The organism is Mycobacterium sp. HM-7, from assembly GCF_053852335.1.
This window is the reverse complement of record NZ_CM132657.1, coordinates 1,283,813-1,297,836: the sequence shown is the minus strand read 5'-3', so window position 1 is coordinate 1,297,836 and position 14,024 is coordinate 1,283,813. Positions and strand designations below refer to the sequence as shown.

The 14,024-nt window shown below is 68.6% G+C and carries 10 protein-coding genes; 6 read left to right on the top strand and 4 right to left on the bottom strand.

Features of this window, described 5'->3' with window-relative positions; all coding sequences use genetic code 11:
* Positions 1-221 precede the first annotated feature (221 nt).
* Genes ACWW1C_RS06310 through ACWW1C_RS06295 form a run of 4 tightly spaced genes read left to right on the top strand, consistent with a single transcriptional unit; the run spans position 222 to position 5,621 of the window.
* Entirely contained in the window at positions 222-1,196 is a 975-nt protein-coding gene (locus ACWW1C_RS06310) for an ABC transporter permease (protein WP_455982640.1), read from the top strand.
* Complete coding sequence (locus ACWW1C_RS06305) at positions 1,193-2,104, top strand: ABC transporter permease (RefSeq protein WP_455982639.1); 912 nt, start codon at positions 1,193-1,195, stop codon at positions 2,102-2,104. Before ACWW1C_RS06310 ends, ACWW1C_RS06305 begins: the two co-directional genes overlap by 4 nt.
* A complete protein-coding gene (locus ACWW1C_RS06300; RefSeq protein ID WP_455982638.1) occupies positions 2,101-3,936 on the top strand; it encodes a dipeptide ABC transporter ATP-binding protein in 1,836 nt (611 codons plus the stop codon). The genes ACWW1C_RS06305 and ACWW1C_RS06300 overlap by 4 nt, the downstream gene beginning before the upstream one ends.
* The gene (locus ACWW1C_RS06295; RefSeq protein ID WP_455982637.1) at positions 3,933-5,621 is read left to right on the top strand and encodes an ABC transporter family substrate-binding protein; all 1,689 of its coding nucleotides are present in this window, start codon (positions 3,933-3,935) and stop codon (positions 5,619-5,621) included. The genes ACWW1C_RS06300 and ACWW1C_RS06295 overlap by 4 nt, the downstream gene beginning before the upstream one ends.
* Before the next feature lies 1 nt (position 5,622).
* Here ACWW1C_RS06295 and ACWW1C_RS06290 read toward each other — a convergent pair whose 3' ends face one another.
* Entirely contained in the window at positions 5,623-6,879 is a 1,257-nt protein-coding gene (locus tag ACWW1C_RS06290; protein ID WP_455982636.1) for an alpha/beta fold hydrolase, read from the bottom strand.
* A gap of 78 nt (positions 6,880-6,957) precedes the next feature.
* On the opposite strand from ACWW1C_RS06290, the gene ACWW1C_RS06285 reads away from it, so the two are divergent.
* Positions 6,958-8,160 carry an acyl-CoA dehydrogenase family protein gene (locus tag ACWW1C_RS06285; RefSeq protein WP_455982635.1) on the top strand — a complete coding sequence of 401 codons (1,203 nt, stop codon included), beginning with the start codon at positions 6,958-6,960 and terminating at the stop codon, positions 8,158-8,160.
* Between the two features lie 2 nt (positions 8,161-8,162).
* Here ACWW1C_RS06285 and ACWW1C_RS06280 read toward each other — a convergent pair whose 3' ends face one another.
* Genes ACWW1C_RS06280 through ACWW1C_RS06270 form a run of 3 tightly spaced genes read right to left on the bottom strand, consistent with a single transcriptional unit; the run spans position 8,163 to position 13,466 of the window.
* Positions 8,163-9,668: a GMC family oxidoreductase gene (locus ACWW1C_RS06280; protein ID WP_455982634.1), complete on the bottom strand. Its 1,506-nt coding sequence runs from the start codon at positions 9,666-9,668 to the stop codon at positions 8,163-8,165.
* A 37-nt stretch (positions 9,669-9,705) separates the two neighbouring features.
* Entirely contained in the window at positions 9,706-12,330 is a 2,625-nt protein-coding gene (locus ACWW1C_RS06275; protein ID WP_455982633.1) for an AAA family ATPase, read from the bottom strand.
* The gene (locus ACWW1C_RS06270) at positions 12,327-13,466 is read right to left on the bottom strand and encodes a metallophosphoesterase family protein (protein WP_455982632.1); all 1,140 of its coding nucleotides are present in this window, start codon (positions 13,464-13,466) and stop codon (positions 12,327-12,329) included. Before ACWW1C_RS06270 ends, ACWW1C_RS06275 begins: the two co-directional genes overlap by 4 nt.
* Positions 13,467-13,518: 52 nt before the next feature.
* Here ACWW1C_RS06270 and ACWW1C_RS06265 point away from each other — a divergent pair, with 52 nt between their 5' ends.
* Complete coding sequence (locus tag ACWW1C_RS06265; RefSeq protein ID WP_455982631.1) at positions 13,519-14,022, top strand: SixA phosphatase family protein; 504 nt, start codon at positions 13,519-13,521, stop codon at positions 14,020-14,022.
* The last annotated feature ends 2 nt before the right edge of the window (positions 14,023-14,024 follow it).

Genomic DNA, 14,024 nt, shown 5'->3' with positions numbered 1-14,024 from the left:
GTCTCCCACCTAGACGCGATCCGCCACGATTTCGCCACAACGTTGGGGCACGCAGCCGGTCATATTTTTCAAGTCGCCCCGGCCGTCAGGTATTCCACCGAATCAGAACTGGTCGGGTCACCAGCTCAGGAACAGGGCGGCCGCAGCCATCGGGCGCCAATCCCGCGCTAGCGCGCCGGGATCTCTTAACCTGTCCAGATGCGGTTTCCAGCGAGCAATCCATGACGCGGTTCCTGATCCGCCGATTGTTCAACTACGCGATCCTGTTGACGCTGGCGACGTTCCTGACCTTCGCGCTGACGTCGGTGACGTTCCATCCGCTGGACAACCTGTTGCAGCGCAACCCCCGGCCGCCGCAGTCCGTGATCGACGCCAAGGCACACGACCTGGGGCTCGACAAGACACTGCTGCCGCGCTACGCCAGCTGGGTCTCCGGCGCGGTACAGGGCGACTTCGGAAAAACCGTTACCGGGCAACCGGTTTCCGAACAACTGGGACGACGGGTGTGGACCAGCCTGCGGCTGGTGGCCATCGGGTCGATCCTGGGCTCCATCATCGGCGTGCTCATCGGGGCGTGGGGCGCCATCCGGCAGTACCGCCTCTCCGACCGGACCATCACCGTGCTGGCTCTGCTGATTCTCAGTGCCCCGACGTTCGTCATCGCCAACCTGCTGATTCTCGGCGCACTCGGCGTCAACGAGGTGTTGGGCTTCCAGCTGTTCCAGTACACCGGCGAGACCTCGCCCTACGCGGCGGGCGGCTGGCACGGTTTCGTCGACCGGCTGCAGCACCTGGTGCTGCCGACGACCACGCTGGCGCTCGGCGCCATCGCCGGATACAGCCGCTACCAGCGCAACGCCATGCTCGACGTGCTCGGCCAGGACTTCATCCGCACCGCGCGCGCCAAGGGCCTGACCCGGCGGCAGGCACTGTTCAAACACGGTCTGCGCACCGCGCTGATCCCGATGGCCACCCTGTTCGCCTATGGCGTCGCGGGCCTGGTCACCGGCGCGGTGTTCGTCGAGAAGATCTTCGGCTGGCACGGCATGGGTGAATGGATGGTCCAGGGCATCCAGGGCCAGGACGCCAACATCGTCGCCGCGTTCACGTTGTTCTCCGGGACGACGATCCTGATCGGCGGTCTGCTGTCGGACGTCGTCTACGCCGCCCTCGATCCCCGGGTGCGGGTCTCATGAGCGTCCAGTTCGGGCTGCCGCGCGCCCGGTTCGCCTCGCGCCGCACGCTGGTCGCGCGGCGCTTCGTCCGCAATCGCCCCGCCGTGGTGTCGCTTGTGCTGTTGGTGGTCCTCTTCGTCGGGTGTTATGCCCTCCCACCGCTGCTCCCCTACTCGCACACCGACATGGACTTCGGCGCGTTGCTGCAACCGCCGGACGGCCGGCACCTGTTCGGTACCAATGCCCTTGGACAGGACGTGCTCGCACAGACGCTGCGCGGTATGCAGAAGTCGATGCTCATCGGCGTCTGCGTGGCGGTGATCTCGACCGTCATCGCCGCGACGGTCGGCTCGGTGGCCGGCTACTTCGGTGGCTGGCGGGATCGGGTGCTGATGTGGATCGTCGACCTGCTGCTGGTGATCCCCGGTTTCATCCTGATCGCCATCGTGACACCCCGCATCCGGCATCAGAGCACGGTGTTGTGGCTGGTGATCCTGTTGGCGGCGTTCTCGTGGATGATCAGCTCGCGCATGGTGCGCGGTCTGACCATGAGCTTGCGCGAACGCGAGTTCGTCACAGCCGCAAGGTATATGGGCGTCAGCGATGCCCGGATCATCGCCCGGCACATCGTGCCGAACGTGGCGTCCATCCTGATCATCGACACCACGCTCAACGTCGGTTTGGCCATCCTGGCCGAAACCGGTTTGAGTTACCTGGGTTTCGGGGTGCAGCCGCCGGACGTGTCGCTGGGCACGTTGATCGCCGACGGCACCCCCTCGGTCACCACCTTCCCCTGGGTGTTCCTGTTCCCGGCCGGCGTGCTGGTACTGATCGTGCTGTGCGCCAACCTGATCGGTGACGGCCTGCGTGACGCACTCGATCCCTCGGCGCGGCCACGGCGACGGCGGTCTTCGGAGGTGGCGCGATGAGCGCGCCGTTGCTCGAGGTCCGCGACCTCACCGTCAGCTTCCAGACCTCCGAGGAGGACGTCTCGGCGGTGCGGGGCATGAACTTTCACATCGCTCCCGGCGAGGTGCTGGCGCTGGTCGGCGAGTCCGGCGCCGGCAAGTCGGCGACCGCCATGGCGGTGGTGGGCCTGCTACCCGAGCACGCGCGGGTCACGGGTTCGGTGAAGCTGCAGGGCAAGCAGCTCGTCGGACTCGACGACGCCGCGCTGTCCCAGGTGCGCGGCCGGGTGATCGGCACGGTGTTCCAGGACCCGATGTCGGCACTCACCCCGGTGTACACGGTCGGCGACCAGATCGCCGAAGCCCTTCGCGTACATGACCGCTCGGTGGACCGGCGCGCCGCACGGGCCCGCGCGGTCGAGCTGCTGGAACTGGTCGGCATCAAGCAGCCGGCGGCCCGGGCGCGCGCATTCCCACATGAACTGTCGGGCGGCGAGCGGCAACGCGTCGTCATCGCCACCGCGATCGCCAACGACCCCGACCTCATCATCTGCGACGAACCCACCACGGCACTGGATGTCACCGTGCAGGCGCAGATCCTCGACGTACTGCGCACCGCCCGCGACGTCACCGGCGCCGGGGTGCTGATGATCACCCACGACCTGGGTGTGGTCGCCGAATTCGCCGACCGCGCAATGGTGATGTACGCGGGCCGGGCGGTGGAAACCGCGCCGGTGGCGAACCTGTACCGCGACCGGGTGATGCCGTACACCGTCGGCCTGCTGGGGTCGGTACCGCGGCTCGACGCGCCACAGGGCTCGCGGCTGGTGCCGATCCCCGGCTCACCACCGTCGATGGCGGGACTTCCGCCGGGCTGCCCCTTCGCGCCGCGCTGCCCGCTCGCCGACGACGACTGCCGGGCGGCCGAACCCGCACTGCTCGAGGTCGCACCCGGACACGCCGCCGCCTGCATCCACACCGACCAGGTGACGGGCCGCAGCGCGGCCGAAATCTACGGGGTGGCAACCGAACCCGAGGCCATCGCGGACGACGACGCCGACCGCCCCGTGGTGCTCGCAGTCAGCGACCTGGTCAAGACCTTCAAGCTCAGTGGCGGGATGCTGCGGCGCACGGTCGGCGAGCTGCGTGCCGTCGACGGCGTCAGCCTCCAGCTGCAGCAAGGCCGCACGCTGGGCATCGTCGGCGAATCCGGCTCCGGCAAGACCACGACGCTGCATCAGATTCTGAATCTGACGGCCCCGCAATCGGGTTCGATCACGGTGCTCGGTCATGATGTGGCCGGCCTGACCCGCGACACCCGGCGCGAGCTGCGCGGTGACCTGCAGGTGGTGTTCCAGGACCCGGTCGCGGCACTGGACCCACGGCTGCCGGTGTTCGATGTCCTGGCCGAACCGCTGCGGGTCGGCGGCTTCGACAAGAACCGCATCGACGACCGCGTCACCGAGCTGCTCGGCATCGTCGGCCTGCGGCACGAGGACGCCGCGCGCTACCCCGCCGAGTTCTCCGGCGGCCAGAAACAGCGGATCGGCATCGCCCGGGCCCTGGCGCGCCAGCCCAAGATCCTGGCGCTCGACGAACCGGTGTCGGCCCTGGACGTCTCGATCCAGGCGGGCATCATCAACCTGCTGCTGGACCTGCAGCAGCGTTTCGACCTGTCGTACCTGTTTGTCTCGCACGATCTTTCGGTGGTCCGGCATCTGGCCCACACCGTCGCCGTCATGTACAAGGGCGCCGTCGTCGAACAGGGCGACGCCGCACAGGTTTTCGCCGATCCGCAGGACCCGTACACCCAGCGGTTGCTCAATGCCGTGCCACAGCCGGGAGGTGAATGATGGCTTCGCGTCGCGGTCAACTGTTGATGGCCCTGATGGCCACAGTCGCGCTGGTCCTCACCGTCAGCGGCTGTTCGAGCGAATACCGCGGATCCGGCGCCGGCGCACCGAAACTCGGCGCGGCCAACGACCTCAACCCGCGAGACCCGGCAACCCTGAAGGACGGCGGCAATCTGCGGCTGGCGCTCACCGCGTTTCCCGACAACTTCAACTCACTGAACATCGACGGCAACACCGTCGACACCGCCTCGATCCTCAGGCCGACCCTGCCGCGGGCGTTCATCGTCGGCCCCGATGGGTCGACCACGGTCAACCACGACTACTTCACCGACATCCAACTGACGGGCACCAACCCGCAGGTCGTCACCTACACGATCAACCCCAAGGCGGTCTGGACCGACGGCGCCCCGATCACCTGGGAGGACATCGCCGCTCAGGTCACCGCGACGACGGGTAAGAACCCGGCCTTCCAGATCGCGAGCCCCAACGGCAGCGAACGCGTCGCATCGGTGACGCGCGGCGTCGACGACCGACAGGCCGTCATGACCTTCACCCGGCCCTACGCCGACTGGCGCGGCATGTTCGCGGGCAACGGCATGCTGTTGCCGAAGGTCTCGACGTCCGATCCCGAGGTGTTCAACAAGGGCCAGCTCACCACGCCCGGGCCGTCGGCCGGTCCGTTCGTCATCTCGAACGTCGACCGCGGCGCGCAGCGAATCACGTTGACCCGCAACCCGAAATGGTGGGGCGCCCGGCCCCGGCTCGACAGCATCACCTACCTGGTGCTCGACGATGCCGCGCGGATTCCCGCGCTGCAGAACAACGCCATCGACGCCACCGGGCTGGGCTCGCTCGACGACATGGTGCTGGCTCGCCGGACCAAGGGTGTCGACATCCGTACCGCGCCAGGACCCACCTGGTCGCATATGACCTTCAATGGCGCGACCGGATCGATCCTTGCCGACCCGGCACTGCGGCACGCGGTCGCCATGGGCATCGACCGGCAGACCATCGTCACCGTCCTCCAGCACGGCCTGGTGGAAAACCCGGTGCCGCTCAACAACCACATCTACGTCGCCGGGCAGGAGGGCTATCAGAACAACAGCGGCGGGACGCCTTTCGACCCGGCAGGAGCCCGACGGGAACTCGACGCCCTGGGCTGGAAGCTGCCCCCCGGCCGCTCGATACGGGAGAAAGACGGCCGGCCGTTGACCGTCCGGTTCATCTTCTATGACGCCTCCAGCGGCCGGCAGATCGCTCAGCTCGCCCAGAAAACCCTCGCTGACATCGGCGTCCGGCTCGACTTGGTGGTGTCCTCGGGCGCAGACTTCTTCAGCCAGTACATCATTCCGGGCAACTTCGACATCGCCGTCTTCGCCTGGCAGGGCGACGCCTTCCCGCTCAGCGGTCTGACGCAGATCTACGCCTCGGACGGCGAAAGTAACATGGGCAAGATCGGCACGCCTGAGATCGACGCCAAGATCGAGCAGACCCTCGACGAACTCGATCCCGCGAAAGCACAGGCACTGGCCAATCAGCTGGACCGCATGCTGTGGGCGGAGACGTTCAGCCTGCCGCTCGCGCAGTCACCTGGAAACGTCGCGGTCCGAAGCTCTTTGGCGAATTTCGGCGCAGCGGGTCTGGGCGACCTGAACTACATGACGATCGGGTTCACCCGGTCCTGAACTACCAGGTCCTGAGCTGCCGGATGGCCCGCGGGAGCGCGGCCGGCACCAGCGACTCCGCGGCCGCCGCGGTCGTGATGCCGCGAATCATCAGCCGCACCGCGAAATCCAATGGCGCGTTGTCCAATTCTGTTGCCCGGTCCGGTAATCCCGCGTAGTCACCGGCGCACACCGCGGCGGCGATGGTCAGTGCCGACCCCTCGCGCATGTCGAGCACGCTGTGTCCCGCGCTCGGCAATTCCAGCAGCACGACGTCCGGAATCAGCTCGGCGACCCGCCGCGCGACGGCCGGTGGCGTGATCAGATCGCGGCCGCCGGAGATCACCACGGTGGGCCAGTCGAATCCCGGCATCGCGGCGACCAGGTCGAACGGTTCGGCGACGAAATCCGGGTCGCCGGTAGCGGATTCGCGGTATGCCAGCGCCGGGTCGATCGGCAGACCGTCAGGCTCGGGGGCGTAGTTGAGCTCCTGGTAGCCGATGTGCTCGACCAGGTCGGGTTCATGCCGGTACGGCGTCTTGCTCTCGAACAACAGCTTGGTGCTGTGTCCGATGGCGTGCCACAGCAGGCCCCGTCCGGTCAGCAGCAACTCGAGCTGCTGTTCCAGCACTTCCGGGCCGACCAGTCCGTACAGCCCCGTCGCCAGCTGCACCACCCACGGCGTCAACTGCCCGTCGGCGGCCAGGCCACGCACCCGGCTCGCCAGCCCCTCCGTGGCGGGCGCGGTGCCGTCCCACAGCGCGGCCCGGGTGGCTTCGCGCACCACGTCGATGTCATCGGCGCACAGCAGTGGCGAATCCAGCACCATCGCGTGCACGTGATCGGGATGCCGCACGCCGACACCAGCGGCCAGGTAACTGCCGTACGACGTGCCGTAGACCACCGCGGACTCGACGCCCGCGTCATCCAGCACCGCCGCGATGTCGTCGACCGCGGCCGCTATGGTCAGTGCCTCAGCGGGCAGGTCGGCGCCGGTGTCGTCGTGCCGGGACATGCCGACGCCGCGGTGCTCGACCATGATGACGTCCAGACCGGCGGCCGTCGCCCGACGGCGCAGATTCCGGTAATGCCCGATGGACGCCGCACCCGGCCCGCCCGGAATGATCACCAGCGGATGGTCGCTCGGCGGCCCGGTCCGCACATAGAACAGGTCGAATTCCTCTGCGCCACTTGACCGGACCGGGCGCCGCACCGACCGCACCCCGGGCAGTGCCGCGAGCTTGTCGTGCGCCTTGCGGCGTTTGGCGTTCATGGTCATCGACACTCATTGTGCCGCGTTTGGTTCGGGGCGAGCGTAAGCAGTGCCTGTGACTGTGCTGGTACGTAGAACTGGGGCATGACGATCCTCGACGTTCCCGACACCACCACGTGGACCGACCTGCTGGCCGACATCGCAGCGGGCGCCAAAGACCGCGACCTGGACGACGTGAACCCCTTCGACCAGGTGGTCGCGCTCAAGCGGGCCGGATTCGGCACCCTGCGGCTGCCTGCTGAACTGGGCGGCGCCGGACTCACCGTGCCGCAACTGTTTTCCGCCGTGATCGACGTGGCGCGTGCCGATCCGGTGGTGGCACACATCTTCCGCACGCATTTCTGGTTCGTCGAGGAGCGGCTGCGCACCCTGGACCAGCCGGGTTCCCGGGCCTGGCTGGAAAAGGTCGCCGACGGCAAGGTGTTCGGCAACGCGTTCAGCGAGAAGGGCTCCCATGCGGTGGGCAGCCTGGTGTTCAACACCCGATTGGCCCCTGGCCACGACGGCGGTTTCACCTTGACCGGTGAGAAGTTCTACAGCACCGGAACCCTGTTCTCGGACTACCTGACCGTGACCGCGACCACCGACCACGACTCGGTCGCGATCGTCATCGTCCCAGCCGATCGAGCGGGCGTGGAGATCGTCGACGACTGGGACGGTTTCGGTCAGCGCCGCACCGGCACCGGCACCACGCGGTTCCAGAACGTGACGGTGCTGCCCGACGAGGTGCTCTCGGACACGCCGTACGGCGCCGAGCCCGTGCCCTCGGTGCAATACACCCTGTTGCAGCTGTACATCCACGCCGTGGTGGCCGGGATCTTGGCGAACATCGTGGACGACGGGATCGCGCTCCTGCGGTCCCGCGAGCGCAGTTTCAGCCATGCCTCCGCGACGTCGCCGACCGACGACCCACTGTTGCAGCGCCAACTCGGCGAACTGGCCAGCTCCGCCTACATTGCGCGGGCCGCGGTTCTGGATGCGGCGGCGGCGATCGGGGCGGCCATCGATTCGACCGGCCCGGACGGTGTGCCCGACGCCGAGCTGGCGACCGAGGCTCAGCTGCAGGCAGCCAAGGTGAAGGTGCACCTGGACGACATCGCGCCGCGCGCCGCCACCAAGCTGCTGGAGCTCGGCGGGGCGAGCGCGGCCAGCCGGCAACGCAACCTCGACCGGCACTGGCGCAACATCCGCACCATCACGCTGCACAATCCCGTCGGCTACAAGGCCCGGGTGGTCGGACAGAACCTGTTGCACGGCACCGCGATTCCGGCCAACGCGTACTTCTGACCTCAGCCGGTGATGAGGTCGGCGGCCTTCTCACCGATCAGCACGCTCGGGGCGTGCGTGTGGCCCCGAATGATGGTCGGCATCACCGAGGCGTCGGCGACCCGCAGTCCCGCGACACCACGTACGCGGAGCTGCGGGTCGACCACGCTGGCCTCGTCACTGCCCATCCGGCACGTGGTGGTCGGGTGATACAGCGTGTGCGACGTCGTGGCGAGCGCCAGTTCCAGCGTCCTCTCGTCGAGGTCGCGCGCGCCGACCGGCCGCGCGATATCGCCGAGTAGTCCCTTGAGCGCCGGCGCCTGGGTCATGTCCGCCAGCATCCGCAAGCCCGTCAGCAGTGCCTTGCGATCCGCGCCCTCGGGATCGGACAGGTACCGCGGGTCGATGATCGGCTTGGCCAGCGGATCCGCCGACGCGAGGCGGATGGTGCCGGTGCTCTTGGGCTTCACCAGGATGGGTCCCATCGCCACCGCGTCGCGCGGGTAGGCGTCACCGATGCCCTCGTCGTAGAACGGGGCAGGTGCGAAGATCAGCTCGACGTCGGGCTCGGCGAGATCCGGGTTGCTGCGCACAAAGCCATACGCCTCACCGACATTCGAGGTGAGCATGCCGCGGCGGCGGGCCAGGTAGTTGATCAGCTGCACGGGCTTTTCCGCACCGGTCAAAGTGTCGCAGTTCGCGTCGAATCCGAGCAGCACCACCAGGTGGTCCAGCAGATTCGAGCCGACGCCCGGCGCATCGTGGACGACGTCGATGCCGTGCTCGGCCAGATGCTCGCGCGGACCGATCCCGGACAGCATCAGCAGCTGCGGGCTGTTGATCGCGCCGCCACACAGGATCACCTCGCGGCGCGCCCGGACGATCTGCCGGCGGCCGTCCGCCTGGTACTCGACGCCGACCGCGCGGCCGTCCTCGATCAGCACCTTGGTGGCGGTGGCGCCCGTACGCAGATGCAGGTTGGAGCGCCGCAGGGCCGGACGCAGATAGGCGTCAGCGGTGCTCCAGCGGGCGCCGCGGCGCTGACAGACCCGGGTCTCGATGAATCCCTCGTGCCCCGACTGCTTGGCGGCTTCCAGCCACGCGGCGGTGATGCCGCGCGGGCTGCGCTGGGGGCTGAGCACCAGCGGCCCGGCCTCGATCCGGTCGAAGTACTTTTCGACGGCCGCGTACGACCACTCTTCGCCGGCGAGCTCACCCCACTCGTCGTAATCGGCGGGCAGGCCGCGCACCCACATCATGGCGTTCATCGACGACGAACCGCCGAGGGTCTTGCCGCGCGGCCAGTAGATGCGACGGCCGGCGAGCTCCGGTTGCGGTTCGGTCGAGTAATCCCAATCGAATTCGCCACGGAACAGTTTCGCGAAGGCCGCCGGGATGCGGATGAACTGGTTCTTGTCGGCGGCCCCCGCCTCCAGCACCACCACCTGCGAAGCACCGTCGGCGCTCAGACCATCAGCCAGCACCGCACCGGCCGAGCCGGTACCCACGACGACGAAGTCAGCGATCACCGCCGCAGTCTGTCACGAAAACCACCCGGCCAGGGGCCTAAGCGGTGAGCTCGATGCGCGTCGCGTCTCCCACACTGGCGTAACGCTCGGGACTGCAGGTCAGCACGATCACCTGGCCGTCACCGCCGACGGCGTCGAACACCTCACCCATGCGGGTCAAGCGGCCGGCATCGGTGAATCCCAGTGCGTCGTCGATGATCACCGGGACGGTGTCCTCCTTGGCCACCAAGGCGGCTCCGGCCAGCCGGGCCACGATCCCCAGCTGCTCCTTGGCCCCACCGGACAGGCTCTCGTACGGGACGGTGGTGCCCCCGACGGTACGACTGCAGATCCGTAGATCGCTGTCCACCTCGACGGCGAAGCTGTCCCCGAACACGATGCGCCCCAACCGTTCCACCTCGGTACGGAACGGTGCCACATAGCGCTGCCGGGCCTGCTCCCGGTGCCGGCCCATCACCGTACGCAGCAGTTCGGCCGCCCGGGCACGACGGCCCACCGCGGCATGCTCGGATTCCGCGTACCGCAGCGCGATCTCGGCGACGTCAAGCTGGCTCTGGCGGCCCTGCGTTCCGTACACCTTCAATTGTGCTGCCACGTCCCGCAATTGGTCATCGAGGTCGCGGCGCCGGGCGCCGATCCGAACCGAGTCGGCGGTGGCCGTCGCCAGTTCCGCGTCGACGGCGTCGGGTGTGGTGGCAGCCAGTGCCGCGGCAAGTTCCTGTTCGCGCGCGGTGGCGGCGGCCGCCTGCTCCCCCAGCGTCGCGAAGCGCTCGGTCAACGCCGCGTCGTCCTCCAGTTCGCGCTGGCGGGCCAATCGCTCGGTAGCCTCGGAGAGCGCGGTCGTCGCCGCCGTCACCTTCTCACGGGCGACCGTTGCCGCGGTCAGCGCAGCAGCCACCGCAGCGGCGGCAACAGTGGCCGTGTCGCGGCATTGTTCGTAATCGGTTGCCGCGCGTCGCTGTTCGGCGTCGGCGGCCTCCAGCTCGGCCCGCGCCGCCCCGACATCGATGGGATCGGTGTCGCCGAGCTGCTCCCGCAGCCCCGCCAGCCGAGCGGCGAGCGCCTCGGCCGTATCGGCACCGAGCAGCGTCTGCCCCGTGACGGTCAGCCGATCACGCTCGGCCTCGAGTTCGCGCCGCCGGGCGTCCAGCGCCCGCGCAGCCTCGACATCGGCCACCCCGTGCGGCTGCAGCGCAGCAGCGAGGGCATTGCGCGCGGCGTCGAGAACCGCACTGGTGTCGGCCGCCGGGGTACCGGGCAGCACCCGCACCGTCAGCAGCCCGGGGAGTTCGATATCGGTCCGACCGCCCGCGCTCGTGGTCCACTCCGCCCCGGCGGACAACGTCACATCCTGTTCGCCGACCCGCAGTTCGACATCACCGTGAGCGACCAATTCGATTCGCGCCGAGGCGAGTTCAGCAGCCGCGGCAGCACGGTCCACCGCTGCCGCGGCCGTTTCGATGGTGCGCATGCCCGCCGCGGTCAGCGTGATCGTGGCCAGCTGCTCGGCGACCACCGCCAATTCCGCTGCGGCAGTTTGTACCCGCTCCAACACGCCCGCCAGCCGGGCGGCTTCGGCACGTTGGGACAACTGGTCCACCACGCGCCGCGCCGCATCCAGGCGCAGACGGCCGGCGTCCACCACGGACCGCGCCACGGCCACCGCGGTATCGGCAGCCTGCTGCAGCTGCGTCGCGGCCACCTGCTGCTGCCCGGCGTGCTCGGCAGCGGCGGTCAGGTCGCCGATGCCGCGAGTCCGCTGTTCGATGTCGGCCTGCAGCCGCTGCCGCTCGTCGAGTGCGCTGCGTGCTGCCGTCGAGGTAGCCACCGCCGCCTGTGCCTGCACACGTGCCTGGCCGAGGTCGTCGCGAACGCGGGCCACCGCGGTGGCCGCTTCCCGCGCCGCCGCCAGGCGTAGGTCGGCGGCTGTCAATTGCTCGGCTGCCGTGGCCAATTCCGCGGTCAGCTCACCGTGCCGACGGACCGCGTCGTCGACCTCGGCCACCGCGGTGGTGCGTGCCGCGACCTCGGCCTGCGCGGCCTTCAGGCCTTTGATCGCCTCAGCCCACACTCCGGTGGGACGGCCGGTCTGCGTGAAGTACTTCAAGAATTCCGCATCGATCCGGTCGACCAGGAGGGGCTCGTTGCCCGACAGCGCGCCTTCGAGCGCGCCGGCCTGACCGGCCGCGACATCGAGTGCCCGGGCCAGCGCGTCGCAGCCGGCGAGATCGACCGGCGCCATGGCGGCAGACTGCAGGATGCGTTGGGCCCGCCAGAGTTCGGTGTCGACGGTCTCGTCGAGCATGGCTCGCACGCGATTGTGCGCTTCCTCGCCGGTGAGCTGCTCGCGGCGCGGCGCCAGAATGGTCAGCCGCGTCTCGGCCTTCTTGTGGAATCGCTTGTAATACTCGAACCGGTAAGGGCCGGTGGAGATTTCGGCCGTCACCTCGGCGCCCACATCAGCGTGGGTGGGCTTGACCTGCTTGACCTCTTTCTTGGTCGAGCGGTCCTTCGACTCCAGCAGCAGATCGAGCGCCTCGATCATGGACGACTTGCCGATCTCGTTCGCGCCGGCGACCACCACCACGCCGCGATCGGGAAAAACGACCTCGCGGTGGGTGATACCGCGGTAATTCGTCAGGACCAGCCGGTGCAGTTTCACGCCGCGGTCCCCCGATCAACCAGGCGCAGCAGCAGCGCGAGAGCGGCGCGCGCATCATCGGCGTCGGCACCCGAAGTGCTTGCGGCGCCGACCAATTCGTCGACCGCCGCGGCGGCGAACCCGCCGATGCCCAGGTCCGAGAACTCACCGTCCGCCGGCACCACGACGAGGTCGGTGTGCCGCTCCCACGTCGTCAACGCGGCGAACAAACGCGCGTAACGATCCAGGCACGCGTCGAGCACGGCCTTGTCGGAGATGGTCAGCGAGCCCGTGAGCGCGAGCCGGACCACGGTGCGTTCCTTGTCCGGCAGGCCGTCGAGATTGAGGTCCAGGTCGGCGATGTCGCGGTCCGTGTCGACGATCCGGCGCAGCGTGACGAACCGCCACCGGCCCACCCGCCGGGCCTCGACCGTCACGGCCTGATCCGCATCGTCGACGTCGACCACCAGGACGTGACCCGAATCCGATTCGATGTCATCGTAATTCGTGACTTCGGGCGCACCCGAGTACCAGACCCGGCCGGTGCTGCCCACCTCGGTGCGGGAGTGCTTGTCCCCCAACGCCACATAGTGCACCGCGCCCCGTCGCACCGCGGCCTCGACAGAGTCGAGCCGGATCAGCGCCGGCTTGGTGGGATCGGGATCGAGGACGTCAACCCCGCCGTGTCCCACCACAATTCGGGTGACACCGTCGGCAGGCAGCGCGGCCACCACGTCACCCGTCAGGTCCGTGGTGGGTGCCTTGGAGCGCCATGGTGCACCGACGATCTGCACGCCGGGGCGCAGCTCGTGCACGCCGTCGAGCACCGTGACGTTCGGCGGGCATTCGGCCAGGAACAGCGCGCTGGTGTACACCGAAGACGGATCCAGCGGATCGTGGTTGCCCGGCAACAGGAATACCGGGACCTTGATGGCCCGCATGGCCTCCAGCGACAGGCTGACCTCACGCGGGTCCAGCTGGTTGTGCTCGAAGACATCTCCTGCCACGACGACGAATTCCGCACCCACCTCGGTGCACAGCGCACCGAGGCGCGCCACCGCGTCGCGGCGGGCTGCCGAGTAGCGCGGCTGCGCCTCACCGCCCAGGAAATGCCGGGTCATACCGAGCTGCCAGTCGGCGGTGTGGACGAAACGCATGGGGCGAGTGTAAAACCCGGCACCGACAACTCCGGGCATCTACGGTGGGCGGGTGACGGGAACCCGAACATTGATCCTGCTGCGGCACGCGAAATCCGACTACCCCGACGGGGTCGCCGACCACGACCGGCCGCTCGCCAAGCGCGGCATCCGCGAAGCCGGTCTGGCCGGCGACTGGATTCGGGAGCACCTACCGCCCGTCGACGCCGTGCTGTGCTCGACCGCCACCCGGACCCGGCAGACGCTCGCCCGCACCGCGATCACCGCGCCCGTGACGTACGTCGAACGCCTCTACGACGCGACCGCGGGCATCGCCATCGAGGTCATCAACGGCGCGCTGGAGGCGGCGAACACGCTGCTGGTGATCGGCCATGAGCCGGTCATGTCATCGCTCGCGCTGAGTCTGGCGTCGCTCGACACGAGCGACCCTGACATCGCCGGTCAGATCGCGATGAAATACCCGACGTCGGCGATCGCGGTTCTGCACACCGACCGGCACTGGTCGCAGCTGGAACTGCGCAGCGCCACGTTGGACCAGTTCCACATCCCGCGGTAGGC